This window comes from Komagataeibacter xylinus (genome assembly GCF_009834365.1).
Taxonomy (GTDB): domain Bacteria; phylum Pseudomonadota; class Alphaproteobacteria; order Acetobacterales; family Acetobacteraceae; genus Komagataeibacter; species Komagataeibacter xylinus_D.
In genome coordinates this window covers 138,417-156,699 of the sequence record NZ_CP041350.1, presented here as the reverse complement: position 1 = coordinate 156,699, position 18,283 = coordinate 138,417, and the positions used below count along the sequence as shown (strand labels likewise).

General features: G+C 57.9%; 10 protein-coding genes and 3 pseudogenes. 12 read left to right on the top strand and 1 reads right to left on the bottom strand.

Annotated features, from left to right (window positions below; all coding sequences use genetic code 11):
• Positions 1-3: 3 nt before the first annotated feature.
• Complete coding sequence (locus tag FMA36_RS18710) at positions 4-1,104, bottom strand: IS630 family transposase (RefSeq protein ID WP_159264419.1); 1,101 nt, start codon at positions 1,102-1,104, stop codon at positions 4-6.
• Between the two features lie 1,116 nt (positions 1,105-2,220).
• On the opposite strand from FMA36_RS18710, the gene FMA36_RS18700 reads away from it, so the two are divergent.
• The 12 genes and pseudogenes from FMA36_RS18700 (at position 2,221) to FMA36_RS18645 (ending at position 18,024) form a co-directional block, all read left to right on the top strand.
• Positions 2,221-3,243, top strand: a complete 1,023-nt coding sequence (locus FMA36_RS18700) for a ParA family protein (protein WP_025440117.1) — start codon at positions 2,221-2,223, stop codon at positions 3,241-3,243.
• On the top strand, positions 3,243-4,124 hold the full coding sequence (locus tag FMA36_RS18695) for a ParB/RepB/Spo0J family partition protein (protein WP_010517477.1): 882 nt from the start codon (positions 3,243-3,245) through the stop codon (positions 4,122-4,124). The genes FMA36_RS18700 and FMA36_RS18695 overlap by 1 nt, the downstream gene beginning before the upstream one ends.
• A gap of 90 nt (positions 4,125-4,214) precedes the next feature.
• Positions 4,215-5,033, top strand: a complete 819-nt coding sequence (locus FMA36_RS18690) for a replication initiator protein A (RefSeq protein ID WP_010511482.1) — start codon at positions 4,215-4,217, stop codon at positions 5,031-5,033.
• A 210-nt stretch (positions 5,034-5,243) separates the two neighbouring features.
• Complete coding sequence (locus FMA36_RS19360; protein WP_206065362.1) at positions 5,244-5,453, top strand: hypothetical protein; 210 nt, start codon at positions 5,244-5,246, stop codon at positions 5,451-5,453.
• 777 nt (positions 5,454-6,230) lie between these two features.
• Positions 6,231-11,308: pseudogene (locus FMA36_RS18680) on the top strand (lactate dehydrogenase).
• A 177-nt stretch (positions 11,309-11,485) separates the two neighbouring features.
• A complete protein-coding gene (locus tag FMA36_RS18675; RefSeq protein ID WP_159264417.1) occupies positions 11,486-13,411 on the top strand; it encodes a ParB/RepB/Spo0J family partition protein in 1,926 nt (641 codons plus the stop codon).
• A 181-nt stretch (positions 13,412-13,592) separates the two neighbouring features.
• Positions 13,593-13,931, top strand: coding sequence for a hypothetical protein (locus FMA36_RS18670; RefSeq protein WP_054206975.1), 339 nt, complete (start codon positions 13,593-13,595; stop codon positions 13,929-13,931).
• A 76-nt stretch (positions 13,932-14,007) separates the two neighbouring features.
• A pseudogene (locus FMA36_RS18665) lies at positions 14,008-14,565 on the top strand (phosphoadenosine phosphosulfate reductase domain-containing protein); the annotation flags it as partial.
• Between the two features lie 31 nt (positions 14,566-14,596).
• Complete coding sequence (locus tag FMA36_RS18660; protein ID WP_010515656.1) at positions 14,597-14,905, top strand: DUF5983 family protein; 309 nt, start codon at positions 14,597-14,599, stop codon at positions 14,903-14,905.
• 122 nt (positions 14,906-15,027) lie between these two features.
• Positions 15,028-15,234 (top strand): annotated as a pseudogene (locus tag FMA36_RS18655) (DUF3085 domain-containing protein); the annotation flags it as partial.
• 173 nt (positions 15,235-15,407) lie between these two features.
• Positions 15,408-16,465 (top strand): IS630 family transposase gene (locus FMA36_RS18650; RefSeq protein ID WP_159264414.1). Its coding sequence is split into 2 segments (ribosomal slippage): positions 15,408-15,912 and positions 15,912-16,465, totalling 1,059 coding nucleotides; the frame shifts between segments, so codons are not numbered across the junction.
• Between the two features lie 479 nt (positions 16,466-16,944).
• Positions 16,945-18,024 (top strand): IS5 family transposase, encoded by a 1,080-nt coding sequence (locus tag FMA36_RS18645; protein ID WP_010516652.1) that lies wholly within the window; start codon positions 16,945-16,947, stop codon positions 18,022-18,024.
• The last annotated feature ends 259 nt before the right edge of the window (positions 18,025-18,283 follow it).

The window sequence follows — 18,283 nt, the reverse complement described above, 5'->3', positions numbered from 1 at the left end:
GCCCTAGTGTCCTGATCGAGAAGTTTCGCTGATTTTGGTAGTACGGAGGCAGAATCGCTTGACGGCCTGCAGGATGTCGTCGGCGGATCTGGTCCATTTGAAGGGCTTGGGCTGTTCGTTATGGACGGCGATGAAAGCCCTGATGTCGGCCTCCAGGGCTTCGGTCGAACGGTGAATGCCGCGCCTGATCTGCTTTTCAGTGACGAGAGCGAAAAACCGCTCCACCTGATTGATCCATGAGGCCCCGGTCGGCGTAAAATGAACGTGCCAGCGCGGGCGCCTGGCCAACCAGTCACGGATCAGCTTCGTCTTGTGGGTGGCATAGTTATCCATCACCAGATGGATATCGAGGTCAGTCGGCACATTGGTTTCGATCTGGTCAAGGAATTTGCGGAATTCCGTGGATCGGTGCTTCGGATAACACTTTCCAATGATGGTGCCGGTGGCAATGTCGAGAGCTGCGAACAGTGAGGTCGTACCGTGGCGGGTATAGTCATGTGTCCGCCGCTCGACCTGGCCGGGCCGCATCGGGAGCATGGGCTGGCTGCGATCCAGCGCCTGGATCTGGCTCTTCTCATCCACGCACAGTACCAGCGCACGCTCCGGCGGTGCCATATACAGACCAACGATGTCGCGGACCTTCTCCACGAAGAGGGGGTCGTTCGACAGTTTGAAGGTCTCTGTTCGATGCGGCTGTAACCCGAACGCTTTCCAGATGCGATGGATCGTTGACGGTGCATATCCCACGGCCTGTGCCATCGAGCGCAGCGACCAATGCGTAGCACCGCGCGGGGTTTCTTCCAGTGTCCGGCGGATCGTCTCCGCGATTTCCCCGTCGCCGATCGAGCGTGGTGTCCCCGGCCGGGGTTCATCGTAAAGCCCGTCCAGACGGTCCGTTGCAAAACGCCGGCGCCACTTGCCAACCGTGTTGATGTCCGCGCCCGTCAGGTCACGGATCGCCTTGTTCTCATGCCCATCGGCTGCGGCAAGGACAATACGGGCTCGCCGCGCAAGCGCCTGGCCCGTCTTGCGCGCCCTTGCCAGAGATTCCAGTTCCTGACGCTCCAATGCCGTCAGTTCAATCGCAACCGCTACACGTCCCATTCGATTACCCCTGCCATCAGGATAATCATATAAACTTCTCGATCAGGACACTAGTTCAAAGCAAAACGGCATATGTAGCAGCGTGACCTATCTCTCACTTCTTTCATGCCTTGAAAAAGAACGTCGATGATCCGCTTGTACCGTATCGTCATCTCCACATGATTAACAGGTCGGCCTCCTGAACATTTGAGGATGAGCGCCATGGCAGCGTCCTGGTCTATCCCGATGCTGCGATCCGTCTTGCTGTCATAGGCTAGAGCCGCCAAGGTGCGGCAATGCTCAGTCTTACCATGTCCAGCGAACGTCTCACTGCAGCGAGTACGTTCCATGACGATCTTTCGGATGAAACGTCGGCCACATGAAGACAGCGGAATTGGTTGCTGCCCCCTCATCGACATAGCACGCCTTGCGATCGCTCGTAGTGGACGATGAGGAAAAACGACGCATTATCCAAGTCCCCAGTCAGGGTGAATGCATGTTCGATAGGTTTCCTGAACTTGGGGGGAGTGCAATCAAGGAACCGACCACGATCTCGATGACCAACGACGTCCAGAACCACTGCTCATAAAAATCCGGTACGCGCCATCTGATGTTCTGACGTCCGAACATCAGCATCTGCTCCAATGCCCTGAAGTTCACGCATTTTGCGATGGAATGTATTACTCCCATCCAAGAATGATCTTACAAATTCCGCCTGAGAATGTTCTGACGTCCGAACATTGAGCATAAGGATGAACTAGAACCAGAAGACTATCGTAACACGTCGCACAGCAAAATATCATCCTCCATTATATCTTTGATCGCTATCTCCTCGGCTGATTTATGCCTCGTTTTAATGATTCGTCCGCTTTGACAAAGCCTCATTCAAGACACAAGTAATCTATAACATGGTCCTAAGTTGCCACTTCAGTCATGCCGCACCTGGGCCGGATTAGATGTTTGACGAGAAGCAGGCAACATTGATCGTATCTCTCGAAGACCAATTTAGGGCTTCATATCAGCCCATATGCCGTCGATTTTTTCCTTGACAAGAAAGACTGATAACAATCAACATCAACCATCATCGTTGACGTTGATGCTATTTTACGCATCAAAAGTCTGTCTGGGGAAGCCATAATGAACGGTCAAACATTTCGAAATAGCCGACTGACTTTGCGATTAAGTCAGGCCGACATCAAAGATGAACTCAACCGCAGACTTGGCCGAAGCTATGATAAGCCCAAGATTAGCCGGTGGGAAAACGATAAAGAACCAATCCCGGATGATGTCGCCGAGGTGATACGTAATATGGCTGGCGCAGTTCAAGATTCTGCAAGAATACTTGTGCTGGCAAACCAAAAAGGCGGCGTTGGGAAAACAACGTCATCGCTCAACCTCGCATACGCGTTGTCATCACTGGGAGGGCGCGTTCTTCTCATTGATATGGATCCACAAGCCACAGCTACAGCCGGGATACTCGCTGGCGCCAGTGTTGAACTTTATCATCAAGGCAAAACGACCGCTCACCTCATCCTTGGTGGAAAACCCCTTTCTGAGATCGTGGTTGCGGCGGGCACGCTACCAGACGGACGCGAACTGCCTTTCGATTTCATCGCCAGCCATATTGACCTAGCCGAAACGGACGGCCGGAGAGAACCCGGTTTTGACGCCGCGCTACGGGAAGCCATTGATCCTGTCCGTGAGGACTACGACTGGATCGTGATCGATGCACCTCCCAATCTCGGCATGCTTACATGGATGAGCCTTGCTGCTGCCGATGATGCAATTGTCCCTGTGAGAACCGAGCCTTACGACACAATGGGCGTTGGCCTGATTATCGGCACCATCGGCAAGATCCAGCGTCGTCTGAATCCAGGGCTTCGACTCCTTGGTATTTTACCGACCCAATATAACGCACGCAAATCTGTGGACCGCGAAGTCCTTCAACACTTATGTTCCATGATGAAAGACCGCGCTCCAGTTCTGGAACCCGTGCCTTCAAGCGCTGTGTACGGTCATGCTGCACGCGCAGGCAGGATTGCGTTGGAGTCCTCTTCTTCAGCAGCCGCAACGGCACCATACCTTCGACTGGCACAAGCACTCCAAACGAAGACAGATTTTCCGCTTGCAGATATCGAACAGCCTGAAAGTAATGCGTGATGGCAACCCGACGCAAAACAAAAGCCCCGTCTCCTATTCTCGGCGTAGCCGCTGGTCTCATTGACGACGCCAGCAACAGTTTTGTTCGCCAGGACGGAAAATTTCGACATACATTCGAAGTTCCTTTGACAGAAGTGGCGCCAGATCCGGACCAACCGCGAAAAAGTTTCGACGACGAGAGTATCGCAGCACTAGCAGAAACCATGGTCGCTGAAGGACAGCTTCAACCCATTCTTGTACGTCGTGTCACGAACTCACAATCCGACAAACGATGGGTCATAGTCGCGGGCGAACGCCGTTGGCGAGCAGCGCAACATGCTGGCTGGTCCAGCATGCTTGCAATTGAACACGACGGTGATGCTGAAGTCGCAGCGCTCATTGAGAACCTTCAGAGAGTGGACCTAAACCCTCTGGAAGAAGCAACCGGCATCCAACGACTGATTGAAAAAAGAGGCTGGAACCAGAGCCAGGCAGGTGAAGTTCTTGGAAAAAGTCGCGGCGAAATTAGCTCTATCCTGAAAATCCTGACGCTCCCAACCGATATCCTTGAAGAGTTGACGTCAGAGCGAGGTGTGGCACGAAATACCCTTGTGGAACTCGCACGAGTCCCGGATCCTGTGAGACAACAAGAGCTCATTGAACAAGCCAGAACCGGACAACTCACAGTAAAAGCTATTCGACTGGGTCGAGCTGACCTCGAACGGCCAGAATCCGCACCGACCCGCAAACCTTCTGGATTTACGTTTACATCCGTAGACAGGATGGCCCAGCGTCTAAGTGAAGTCCGTGCCCAACAACTCCCGCTTAATTCGGAAGACCGTGAACGCTTGCGAAGACTCCGGGCCGAGATTGATCAGGTGCTGGGTGATGAAAATACGTAACACTGACGAGAGAATCATTGACCCTGGCTGTATTAACCGGTTTGTTTGCATTCGGAACATCGCGCACAAAAGGCAAGGCTGGGGTAGATAATGGCTAGCAACGAAGCTGACCTGTTTGTCGACTCCCTAATAGGGGCTCCGTTAAAGGATGACAGAGCCCTTATGGAATATCCGTTCTTCAGCATCCAGAAGCAACCGCGCATGGAGCCTCTGGTATATGACGACGGGAAAATACAAATTACCATAGAACCTGGCCCAAAAGGGCTTGCGACGATTTGGGATAAAGACATACTTCTTTATGTCGTCTCTCTTATCAATGAACGCATTGAGCGAGGAATGACTGTCGACCATACAGTCCGCTTCGCTGCGCATGATCTCCTGCGCGTCACCGGTCGAGGAACAGGTAAGCGCAGCTACGACCTTTTGCTCGATGCGCTTCATCGTCTGAGATCTACAAATATCATGACAACCATCGAATCTGCAGACGAACGCGACCGGCGCGGGTTTGGCTGGATAGAGACATGGCGCGTAGTCGAGCGGAAAACATCGACTGGACGTAAAATTATGGCAGCCATTGAAATTACGCTCAATGACTGGATGTTTCGTGCCCTCGTCAAGGAACGCAGGGTGCTGACAATTAACCCCACTTATTTTAGTCTCGATAGTGGCCTGGGGCGCCGTATTTATGAAATCGGACGAAAGCATCTTGGTAACCAGGAAATATGGAAAATTAGTCTAGATAAACTCGCCAAGAAAATCGGTACTACACGCGAATTACGATTTTTCAAAAGAGATCTTCTCAAAATTATAGGCGATGACGTTATCCCCGATTATCAGCTATCCCTCGAAGTAGGTCCAAGGGGAGGGCGTCCCGTAGTGATTTTTGAACATCGAGAATCACAATCTTAGCGATAAAATATGAGCAGGACATGTGCGCGATGTTCCGAACCATGAGACGCTGTCGCGTTTGTTTTCCTAGGCTGCTGTGAAGCGCAAAATACCTAAGATATCAAGCCTGCTACTTATCGGATGCCATAACTTGTCATCGCCCAAGGAATCACACGCACGGACGTCCGAACGCCAGAGACCTACCTTAAACGTGCGCGATGTTCCGAATTCATGGCGTTTGGGCAGAGACTGCGCCTCGTAAACACCTTGGGCAACTATCGGCGTGAACTTGATGACCGAATTAGCAAGGTGAAGATCGTTAATGTGCGCGATATTCCGAATATCTGGCCTAATGCCTTTTCCGGCGTGCGCGATATTCCGAAGTTTTCTCTTCCCTATATCCATTCTCAAGAATTGGAGGCCTGTTGCAGTTGTTCTTGACGGTCGCAAAGTATGCCTTCTGCCCTGTCGACGATGATTACTCCCATTATTCACAGCAACGCGATTCTCGTTCGGAATATCACGCACGTCTTATCGGAACATCGCGCACATCCCAACGGAATATCGCGCACGCTTTCTTTCGGAATATCGCGCACGCCTTATCGGAACATCGCGCACAGAAACAGGCCCTAACCAAATGATATTAAACGCGCTTTTCGGCCTTTAACTTTTTAACAGTTTAAAAATAACCTTCTAACTCGACCGTTGGGGATAAGTCTGCCTTCCTTGCATTCCATCTTCAGTTCGCGCTAAGACGCATTACCTTCCGGTATGTAAGCAGCAGCTTTCCCCCTTGAAGAAGCAGCTTATTCGACGTTGAATTAACGTCGCAATCTCTGCAACTACACCAATCGAGAAACACCCCTTTAGGGATATGATTTAGATTCGAGAATCCAAAAGCTAATAAACCGAGAATAAAAAGCCATAATAGAAATATAAGCCAGTATGTAAAAGCACCAGATCGACCAGCACGCCGCAAGGGGCGGCTCCTCCCCGTGCTCGGCGTCTGCGTCGCCTGCGCGCGGGTCCGGTGCTGCCGCTACGCGGCACCCTTGCCCCGCACCGCCCGACCCGGTTGCAATGAGAGCTGAAGGAAAGAGTAATCAGGCGACACAACCTGACTAGCACGCCCGTTCCTGACATCCCGAAAACCTGACCCGGAAACATCCCGGCCTGCAGAAGCAGCACCGGGCGCCGGCGTTTGTACGGAGCACGGCCATGTCGTTCCAGCTCAACCTCTTCGGCACAACCGCTCTCGCAGAAACCCAGAACGACCTTTTCTGGGGCGAACTTGAAGGCGAAGATGGCTCGCCCCCTGTCTTGCCGGCCGCGATGGCCCTTCCCAAGATCGACTTTCATATGGTGGCCGACCGAGGCCTCGCTGACACCTGGAAACAGCGGGCTCGTGACAATGCACTGGCTATCGCGCTGCTCAAGGAGATTGAAGAAGCAGACCGAAACGCCTCTTCCCCCGAACAGATCATCCTGTCACGCTTCATTGGCTTTGGAGCAGGAGAACTGGCGAACAACCTGTTTCCGTCCGGAAGCGATAGCGCCCGCCCAGGCTGGGAAGAAATTGGCGAAGCGATCCATGCCTCCACAACAGACGTTGAAAGGGCAGGACTGAAACGCGCGACACAATATGCGCATTTTACCCCTGAACTGATCGTGCACGCACTCTGGAACAAAGTGCTGCAGATGGGCTTCAGAGGCGGTTCCGTGCTTGAACCCGGCTGTGGGACCGGTCTTTTCATCGCGGCCCGACCGGAAAGGCTCGAGGGACGCATCGCCTTTACCGGGATCGAGAATGATCCGATTACGGCAAGGATTGCGCACAGGCTCTATCCGAACCAGTGGATCCGCAGCGAAGATTTCACGACAGCGAAGCTCGCAGACGGGTATGACCTTGCGATCGGTAATCCACCCTTTTCCAATCGCACCGTGCGTGGCCCGGAAGGCCTGGGGCCGCTTGGCCTGAGCCTGCATGACTTTTTCATCGCCCGATCCATCGAAGCACTCCGCCCGGGCGGCATCGCAGTTTTCGTGACGTCCCGCCATACGCTGGACAAGACGGACAGCACCGCGCGCCGGACCATCGCCGAGATGGCTGACCTCGTGGGGGCGGTCCGGCTTCCGGCCGGGGCGATGCGCGATGATGCCGGCACGGACGTGGTGGTGTTCCGCAAGCGCATGATCGGCGACATGGTCGACGATGAGACCTGGCTGGAGACCGACCCCCTTGCGGATAGCGACCAGGGTAACGGTCCGCTCCTCGTCAATCGCTACTTCCTCGACCATCCGGAGCAGGTGCTCGGTCGCCACGGCTGGACCACCACCCAGTTCGGTCCCGACTACACGTGCAACGCGACTGACGGCTTCAGGATCGATGTAATGTTGCCCGAGGCCCTGAGCCGGATCGGGCAGGACGTGCGCTTTCCGGAACCCCTGGACCAGCGCATTGTCCGGCCGGCAGGAGCCGGTGTGCTGGTCGGCACGGCTGCCGATGGCGCCCAGCTGAAAGAGGGCTCCTACTTCGTCACGAAAGGCGTGCTGCAGCAGATCTGCGATGGACAGGCTGTGACGGTCGCCATCAGGAAGGGGATCAGAAGGACGGCATCTTCCAGAAGCATGCCCGGATCATTACCGCGCTGATACCCGTCCGGGATGCGGCACGCGCAGTCCTGCGGGCGCAGCTGGAGAACCTGCCCTACGGACGCCTGCAGGGTGATCTGAAGCGTGCCTATTTCAGCTTTGTCCGACAGTTCGGCCCGATCAACCTGATGAATGTGACGGTCAGGATCGATCCGGAAACCGGGGTCGAAAACGAAACCCAGCGGCGGCCAAACCTCACGCCATTTTACGATGATCCCGACGTCTGGCTGGTCTCGTCCATCGAGGAATACGACGAGGCGACACAGAAAGGCCGGATGGGACCAATTTTCTCGGAGCGGGTCATTCATGCGCCTGTCGAACCCCAGATCCATTCCGCCCACGACGCCCTGGCCGTCTGCCTGCATGAAACAGGCGGCGTGGAAATGCCGCGGATCGCGGAACTCATGGGAAAGTCCGAAGCTGAGGTCGCGGCCGCACTGGGGGATACGGTCTATCTCGATCCGGTACGGAGTGTGGACGGTCGCGATGTCTGGGTCACGGCTGATGAAATGCTCTCCGGCGCCGTGCGGACCAAGCTGGAAGAGGCACGCGACGCGGCCCGGATCGATGGGCGCTACGCCCGGAACGTCACGGCGCTGGAAGCCGTCCAGCCAGCCGATCTACGTCCGTCTGAGATCACCGCGCGCCTTGGCGCTCCGTGGTTGCCGGTCAGCGACATCATCGCCTTTACCGCCGAGGTGCTCGGGGTCGAAACGGTCATCTATCACGCGCCCGCGGTCGCCTGCTGGACCGTGGAGAAACGGGCGTTCATGGGCAAGGCCGAGGCTACGTCAGTCTGGGGAACGGAACGGCGACATGCCGGCGAACTGCTGGAAGATGCCCTGACGCAGGCATCGCCAAAAATATGGGATGTCTGGCGGGATGGCGATGGCAATGAGCACCGCGAACTGAACACACAGGAGACCGAAGCCGCAAAGGAAAAACTGGCGGCGATCAGGCGTGCGTTCGAGACATGGGTCTGGCAGGATGGCGATCGGGCCGAGCGGCTGGTCAGGCTGTATAACGACACCTACAACAACCTCGTGGCTCGCGCGTTTGATGGCTCCCATCTGCGCCTGTCCGGTGCAAGCACCACGATCAGCCTGCGCCCCCACCAGAAACGGGTCATCTGGCGGATCATCGCCGCGGGCGGCACGTATATCGCGCACGCGGTCGGTTCGGGAAAGACCTTCTCGATGGTTGCGGCCGTCATGGAGCAGAAGCGGCTTGGCCTGGTCAGCAAGGCGATGATTGCCGTCCCTGGTCACTGCCTCGCCCAGATGGCCCGCGAATTCCTCATGCTCTACCCGACCGCGCGGATCCTTGTCGCCGACGAGACGAACTTCGTGAAGGCAAAGCGCCAGCGGTTCCTCGCCCGGGCCGCGACCGGAAACTGGGATGCGATCATCATCACGCATGATGCATTCAGGTTCATCCCGGTGGAGGGGGATTTCGAGCGCCAGATGATCGAGGCGCAGATCGCGTCTTACGAGGACGTGCTGGAAAGCGTCGACGCGGCCGACCGCCTGTCGCGCAAGCGGGTCGAGAGCATGAAGGAGAAGATGCAGGCGAAGCTGGAAGGCCTTGCCGCTCGAAAGGACGATCTCGTGCATCTGGGAGAGATTGGCATCGACCAGATCCTCGTCGATGAAGCGCAGCAGTTCCGGAAGCTGAGCTTTGCAACCAACCAGTCCGACCTCAAGGGGGTCGATCCGAACGGCTCGCAGCGGGCCTGGGATCTCTTCGTGAAGACGCGCTACCTGGCGGCAAAAAATCCGGAACGCCCGCTGATCATGGCGTCCGGCTCCCCGATCACCAATACGCTGGCCGAAATGTGGACGGTCAGCCGGTATATGGATCTTGAGGCGCTGCAGAAGCGCTACCTGCATGAATTCGATGCCTGGGCAGCCAATTTCGGCGAAACCCGTACCGAACTGGAACTGCAGCCAAGCGGGCTTTACAAGCCGGTCACGCGCTTCACCGAGTTCGTCAACGTCGCCGACCTCATGGCGATGTATCGCGACTTCGCGGATGTCGTGCAGCACGATGACCTGCGCCAGTACGTGAAACTGCCTGCGATCCGGGGCGGGCGTCGCGAGATTATTGTCGCGCCGACAAACGATAACTTCAGGGCCTACCAGAAGATGCTGGCGGCCCGCATCAACGCTATCGAAGCACGCCAGGGGCGTCCCCAGAAGGGCGATGACATCCTCCTGTCCGTCATCACCGATGCCCGTCATGCCGCGATCGACCTGCGCTTCGTCGCCCCTCTCGCCGCGCATGACGACACATCGAAGCTGAACCTGATGATCGGGAACGTGTTCCGGATCTGGCAGGAGACATCGGAAAGCCGTTACAGCGATCCTGAAACCGGTCGGCCGTACGACCTGCCGGGGGCGGTGCAGATGATCTTTTCGGATCTGGGCACCGAGAGCGCGATGGAGACACGCGGTTTTTCCGCCTATACGTGGATCCGTGATGAACTGATCCGCCTGGGCGTGCCGCGCGCGGAAATCGCATTCATGCAGCACTACAGGAAGAGTGCGGCGAAGCAGAAGCTGTTCGGTGATCTCAATGCCGGCCGCAAGCGGATCCTGATCGGCTCGACGGCGACCATGGGCACCGGCGTCAACGCCCAGCAGCGCCTCAAGGCCCTGCACCATCTCGACGTGCCGTGGCTGGTCTCCGACATCATCCAGCGCGAGGGACGCATCGAGCGGCAGGGCAACCAGCACGCGGAAATCGAACTCTACGCCTATGCCCAGCAGGGTTCCGTTGACGCGACCAACTGGCAGCTCCTCGAACGCAAGCAGCGCTTTATTGGCCTTGCGATGTCAGGTGACCGTTCCATCCGCCGGATTGAGGACATTGGCGGGGAAGGGGGAAACCAGTTCGCCATGGCCAAGGCGCTCGCCTCAGGCGATGCCCGGCTGATGCACAAAGCCGGGCTGGAGGCCGATCTTGCGCGGCTCGAGAGACTCGCGGCCGCCCATTATGACGACCAGTTCGCCGTAAAACGTGCCATCGACCGGGCCGAGCGTGAGATTGCGGGCGCGGAGCGCCAGATCCCGCTTATCGAGGCGGATATTGCCAGCCGTCAGCCCACGAAGGGGGATGCGTTCGTATTGCGTCGGGACAAGGGGGACGTCAGCGAGCGCGAGAAGGCCGGGTCATGGCTCCTGTCCCAGGTCCGCCTGGCCGCGAAGAACGGTGAGGCAGGGATCTGGAACCTCGGACGCATCGGTGGGTTCGCCGTCATGTGTGAAGCAGGGCAAGGCCGTCGTATGCGCGGCGAAAAGCGCGCGGTCGACGTGACGCTGTTTGTGGAAGCGCGCTCAGGCCGCATTGAAATCGCCGTCGAGGACGACACGAAGGGCCTTGGGCTGACCTCGCGGCTCGAACATGCGCTGCTTCGGATCGATGATGCGCTCCGTGACGCAATCCGGATGCGGGAGGAAGCGCAGCATCGCCTGCCATCCTACCGCGCCCGTCTGGGCCTGCCGTTCGCGGAACAGGCGATGCTTGATGAAAAGCGCGCTGAGCTGAAAGCGCTGGAAGACGATCTGGCGGCGACCGCGACCGATGAAGACCCGGCGCATGACGACACCGAGGACAGGGAGAAGGAAGAAGAGATGGCAGCCTGAGAAGGGCTGCCATCTCCGGCCAGGCGCCGCAAGGGGTGGCGCCTCCCCGTGCTCGGCGTCTGCGCCGCCTGCGCGCGGGTCCGGTGCCGCCGCTGCGCGGCGCCCTTGCCCCGCCAGCCCGGTGCTGGCCGCCGGAGTGCATCAGGAAAGGCGTCCTGAGAACACGGAGTAAAAACCATGGAACTGCGCGAAGTTGATCCGAAAACCCTGCTCGACAACCCCGAAAACCCGCGGAAATCCGCTCCCAACGAGGCGGAAGAGCGCCAGCTGGCGCTGAACGTCAAGGCCGTCGGGATCATCCACCCGCCTCTGGTCCGCGAAACCCCGGGCGGCCTGATGATCGTTGCGGGGCATCGCCGCCGGCGTGCCGCGGTCAAGGCCGGCCTGAAAACCATTCAGGTGACGGTGGCAGGCGATGATGTGGAACTGGACCGGATGCGTGCCGCGTCGGAGAACATGATCCGTCAGCCCATGACCCAGGTTGAACAGTGGCGGGTTGTCGCCAGGCTTCGGGAGGAAAAAAAGTGGAATGACACCGCGATCTGCAAGGCGCTGATGCTCACACCGGTGCAGCTGAAGCAGATCGGCCGCCTGTCTGCCATCCTGCCCGAGATTCTGGCGTGGATCGAGGCGGGCAAAGGTCCCGGCAATCGTGAACTGGCGAGTATCGCCCTTGCGTCCACCGCGCTGCAGGAACAGGTCTGGGGCCATTTCGGGTTTCTGGTTGGCTCGTCGCCGCCCGAGGATGTCGAAGCCTGCGAAGATGAGGGCGAGCAACTGCCCGACGGAAATTGGGAACCCGGTGCTGCCATCCCCGATTGGGACCGGATTGCATCTGCCCTGCGGCAGGACCGTTTTTATGCAAACGAGGCCTCGTTCGATGACGCCATTGCAAAAAGCTGCCGGATCGCCTGGCAGGAAGATCTGTTCGGTGAAGCCGGGAAGGACGGTCGTTATACCGATGACGGCTTCGCCTATGAGAAGGCGCAGCGCCAGTGGCTGGGTCAGAACACGCCTGAAGACGCACTGATCGTGCAGAGCGACGAGAACGGCGAGCCGGTTTTCGAACCCGGCATGGTCCGGATCTACTGGCAGCGCGAGGGCGCCACGAAATTCTTCTGGCTTGATCATCGCCTCAAGGTTCGCGAGGGTTGGTGCGTCCTGCCGGGCAGCGAGGCGGCAGGTCGCGTGACGCCATCCGCCGTCATTGAAGCCCTGCCAGAAGGGCCGAGGGAACGGCCCGATATTTCGGGGCGCGGTTTTGACATGATCGGCAGTTTCCGCACCCAGGCGCTGCATGCCGCATTGGACGGCATGCGGGGCTCTGCCGATCCATGGGTCCTGGTCGGGCTGATGATCGCGGCCCTCAATGCGCAGAATGTCCGGGTGGATGGGGATTCCAACGCACACTACCCGCAGCGCCGTCCGTCACGCCGGCTCGTGGCCGCCGCCGGACTGTTCCAGGATGGCGAGATGGCGCTGGACGAGGCGCTCCTGCGTGGCGCTGCTGTCGACGTGCTCAAAGCCGTTCTGTCCTGCGAGAAGAACGCGACGAATAGCGGCGACTGGGGTGTCCTGGTCGGCCATATCGTGAAAGCGGACGACCATCTGCCCGCCATGGCGGATGAAGACTTCCTGAAAACGCTCAGCAAGCCCGGCATCACGAAGGCCATAAAGGCGGAAGGCATCCTGCCGCGCAATACCGGCAAGGAAATGCGCCGCGCCCTGATGGACCATGTCGGGCAGGGGATCTGGGTGCATCCTGCAGCGCGTTTCCAGGTCGATGTCGCAGCGCTGAACGCCACCTTCGCGGAAGGACTCGTCCCGCCATCCGGAGCGGATGACGATGATGGGGACTTGGCGCATGACGACGATACCGAGTTGGAAGACGACGCGGATGCTGGTGCGCTGGCGGATAGCCCGGGAACCGATGATCCTGCCGCGTCGGGCATTGAGCTCGATGAAGTGGCTGGTGCATCCCCAGACCTGGCGGCAGATCAGGAGGATGACGTGCCGCACGGCAGGGCGGAAAGCCTGGCGCCGCCATCGCAGACACCTGAAGAATTCCTCAGGACGCATGTTGAGTTTGTAGGTTTCAGCTGAGCGAGGCTGTTGCCGCCGTAAGGCTCTGGCTCACGGCCCGTCGCCCCATGGTGACGTCGGGCGGTGAGCCAGCAACTGCCTCAGGCAGGACGTCGACCGCGAAATTCTGCGATGCGCCCCAACCGGGCTTAGCCAGAACGTCAGGTTACGCGTTCACCTGCGTCGGCGAAGGAGAACCGTGATGACCCATGAATACGTGACGGAAAAGCGTCTGATCGGCAGGTATGTGGTTGAACTGGGTTTCCACCCGGATGGTGGGGTTCTGATCCGGACGCCTGAAATCTATCCGCCCGCGGCCCGCCGATGGCGGGGACCCTATGAGAGCGTGGAGGCGGCAGTCGTCGAATTTTCCGCTTTCACGGCGGTTCCCAGAGTCACGTCGGCCGAGCTGGCCCGGCTGAGAGAAAGTGGGTCTGTCGCCGAAATCTGCGGAAAGGACGTGATGGTGTGCCACTGCCCATGGCGGGAAGCCAAGACACTGAGCGAATTTGTCCTGGTAAGGGAGGACGGCAATGCCTGATTTTCGTGTCACGCTGGTTGAGCGCCTGTTTGAAGCCGATGCCGGCGATTTCAGGGTCACGGCGACGGACGCCGAGGCGGCTGGCGCCCTGCGGAACCAGGCGCGCTTCAGTCATGCCCGGACCCTGTTTGTAACCGGAGAACGCGCGGCGGAATCCGCGAACCGTGCCCGTTACGCTGTCTTTGAGCGGCACCGGGCAGACTGTCGTGATGGTCGGATCCGACGGCATATCGATCACTGGCGGCCGGTACATGCCTGGAGTGAAGCGGCTGTCTGGCAGATCCTGCGTCGGCATGGCGTGATCCCGCCGCTTCCCTATCAGCTCGGGTTTGGCCGTCTGTCCTGCCTGACATGTGTATTCATGTCTGCTGATCAGGCTGCAACGCTGCGGCACGTGGACCCGGATCGGTTCGCCCGGCTGTGTGAGTGGGAACGCGCATTTGGCTGCACCATCCGACGCGACCGGGACCTCGGCACGCTGGCCAATGGCGGCACGGTTTACGGCCCCGTGCGCCGGCACCCGGATCTGGTGCGCCGCGCGCTCTGCCACCGCTGGCGTGGCCGTGTCCTCACATCCCCCGAACAATGGGTCCTGCCCGCTGGTGCATTCGGCGAGAGCGCCGGGCCGGTCTGACCCGCCTCATCCTCCAGCAGGGAGAAACCCGATGTTAGCGCCGTTCCAGATCCGGAAATTCCTCGACCTGAGCACCGGCCACCTCCCCCTGTCGGACCGTGGACACCTTGAGAGATATGCAAGGTCAGGTGGCTCCTTTGGGCTGACCTGCCTGTCCGGCCCGCACGGATGGTTTGTCCATGTCCCGCTGGATCCATACTCCCATGATTGGCCGGGGTCGCGGTCACTGCGGGCCATTCTTGCCCTGGCCCGGAATCACGACTGTGATTACGTCCTGTTTGATGCGGACGGCCCGGTCGATGCCTCGCTTCGTTTCTTTGATGACGATGAAGATGAATGACCGGCAACGGCATCGGGCGTCCCTCGGGCCAGAGGCGCCAGTTCTTATTTCTTAAGGCGGGATACTTCGGTGTTCCGCCTTTTTTGTGTCCTCGCAAGGGGGTCACACGAAGGAATACTGCAATGAAACTTCATTTTGACCACGCCCTGGTGGCGCGTCTTCTCGCTCATGCGCAAGCCACGAGCGAACATTCCCCTACCTATGATCAGCTTGTTGACCCGGCCTTTCTCAAGGCTGGCGTGTCGTCGCGCCATCCGACCGGTGCGGATGTCGACCGTGCGAAGATACCGGCAGGTCTCATGCTGGTTGGCGATCATGGGGTGTACCTGAGTGCGCCGGTTCGGCGCTGAATCGAAAGTGCGTTTCAAACGCCGGGAGAACTGACGACTCCCGTCCCCACCAACCTTATACCAACCATTGTTTGGCCTGACTCACGGGGTACCCATCGGTTTAAAAATGTGATTCATAGGATGCAGACCATTCTCTGAAGGAGGCATTCTGGATGGGCAGCCCTCTATCCCTGCGTGACGATCATGATAGTTCGGAGTTGCGACGCCTTGCGCGCAGAAGCCGGCATGCGGGTCAGTCGCGTCGCCTGTTGGCGCTTGCGGCGATTTATGATGGCGCCTCGCGCGGCGAGGCGGCCCTGCTTGCGGGGACAGACCGTCAGAGTATCCGTGACTGGGTGCTGCGTTTCAATGCGGATGGCCCGGATGGCCTTGTGGATCGTCATGGCGGGGGACAGAAAGCCCGCCTGACACAGGAGATGCTGTCTGCCCTGAAAACCCGGCTCGAAGAAAGACCCATCCCTGCGGTGCATGGTGTTGTCCGCTGGCGACTGTGTGATCTCTGCGGGTGGCTGCATGAGACCTATGGCGTCAGCCTGTCGGAAACGCGTCTGGGTCAGATCATACGCCGCGAGGGGTTCCGCCTGCTGACAGCCCGGCCACGGCACTATCGCCAGGATACAGAAGCCCAGGACATTTTTAAAAAGAGTTCCCCGGTGTCATGGCGGCGATCAGGTCCAGACATCCCGGAAAAGATATCGAAATCTGGTGGTCTGACGAGGCGCGGATCGGCCAGAAAACGAAGCTGACCCGACGGTGGGCGAAACGGGGCACCCGGCCCCGGGCCGTTGCTGACCTGCGCACCAGATCCGCGTGGATTTTCGGGGCCATCTGTCCTGAAAAGGGAGCGGCCGCAGACCTCGTGCTCCCTGTCTGCAACCTGCATGGCATGCAGCTCCATCTCGCGGAGATTTCACGCACGGTCGCGCAGGGCGCTCACGCCGTCCTCATTGTGGATCAGGCCGCATGGCATACCAGTCAGAAGCTGGATGTTCCCTACAATATCACCATTCTCCCGCTGCCTCCCCGGGCTCCTGAACTGAACCCGGTGGAAAATCTCTGGCAGTTCCTGCGCAATACATGGCTCTCAAACAGGATCTTCAGAACCTATGACGATATCGTTGATATCGCCTGCCATGCCTGGAACCAGCTCGTCAATCAACCATGGCGCATCATGTCAATCGGACTGCGCAATTGGGCTCATGGGTTATAGCAATCAACGGTTGGTATTAGTTGAAATCGAAAGGTGACAATGAACACAGCATGGTTGGAGCAAGGCCCGAATAGCCAAGAACGGTTACGGTTTAGAGGGTCAGGGGAAGATGCATATGGTCAAGGCTATACTGCTTTAACTCCAGTTTCGGTGATGATTAACGCCATAGCAGTCATTAAACCGTTTGATACGACTGTTTCGCAAGGGAAGGGTATCATGAGGTTGCCCAGTCCGAAGCCCCTGTCTATCCGGGGATGTCAGTCTTGCGACACTGCCTCCATACGAGGAATGAAACGAACAGAGGACCTAAGTGCGTCGCATCTTTCATCAGCGCAAAGCCGGGATAACCTAAACAGGCTTCCTAAACCTGCATGGTTACAGAGTCACCATAGTAGCCAAATGGAGGGTTCGAAAAACCCCTTGGCTCTGAATTGGTGGCTGTGATTCCATACCTTGTGTGATGATTGGGGGGATGGCTCATGAAGCAGCCGGGTTTCTTTGATGTTGACGAGCGGCTTGCCCGGTTAAGCGGGCTTGGCGATCAGTTGGAGGCATTTTCCCGGACTGTGGATTTTGAGGCGTTCCGCCCTGATCTGGAGAAGGCTCTGGCCTATTCAGACAGGAGCAAAGGCGGCCGTCCCCCGTTCGATCCGGTGCTGATGTTCAAGATCCTGGTCATCCAGACGCTGAACAATCTCTCCGACGAGCGAACGGAATATCTGATCAACGACCGCCTGTCCTTCATGCGTTTCCTCGGTCTGGGACTGTCGGACCGGGTGCCCGATGCCAAAACGGTCTGGCTGTTTCGCGAGCGTCTGACCGAGGCAGGCGCCATCCAGAAGCTGTTCGAGCGCTTTGACGCCACCCTGCGTAACGCTGGGTATCTGCCGATGTCCGGCCAGATCCTGGATGCCACGCTGGTGGCAGCGCCAAAGCAGCGCAATACCAAAGGGGAGAAAGCGGATCTCCGGGCGGGACGTATTCCAGAAGACTGGCAGGACAAGCCCGCAAAGATGTCGCACAAGGATCGTCATGCACGATGGACACTTAAGTTCACGAAGGCGAAGCGGCAGGACGATGGAACCATACCGTCGAGCGATCTCGCCATCCCGTTCTTTGGCTACAAATCCCACATCTCCATCGACCGGAAGTTTCGGTTCATCCGAAAATGGAAGACGACGGATGCCGCCGCCAGTGATGGTGCGCGATTGAGAGAGGGGCTGTTAGATAAAACCAATACGGCCTCAAGCGTTTGGGCTGATACAGCTTATCGCTCGAAAGCGAATGAGGACTTCATGGACAAAGAGGGTTTTGTCTCAAAGGTTCACAGAAAAAAGCCGCATCTCAAGCCTATGCCCCGACATATCCAGAAATCGAATGCTGGAAAGTCCGTGATCCGATCACGCGTCGAGCACGTCTTTGCCGACCAGAAATCACAGACGGGATTGTTCATCCGAACTGTCGGTATCACCCGGGCCACCATGAGGATCGGGCTGGCCAATATCGTCTACAACATGCGCCGCTTCCTCTTCCTCGAAAGGTTGAACGCGAGCGCGTAGTCATCCAGCGGGAGGGCAGTCCCCGATCTGCTCAAAACGCAGATCAAAAGCTACCCCAAAAACCGTAAATCAAATCGCCAAAACCCTGAAATCACGAGCCAGGCGCATCAACCAACGGTTCTTCGATCCCTCCAGATTTATTTCTGTAGGATTTCATATTATTTTCGTCGCGATATAAATAAAAGACAAGTCGTATACAAAATATTGAAACAACGGCTTTCGATAGAACGATAACAAGAATTATATTCATGACATCCTT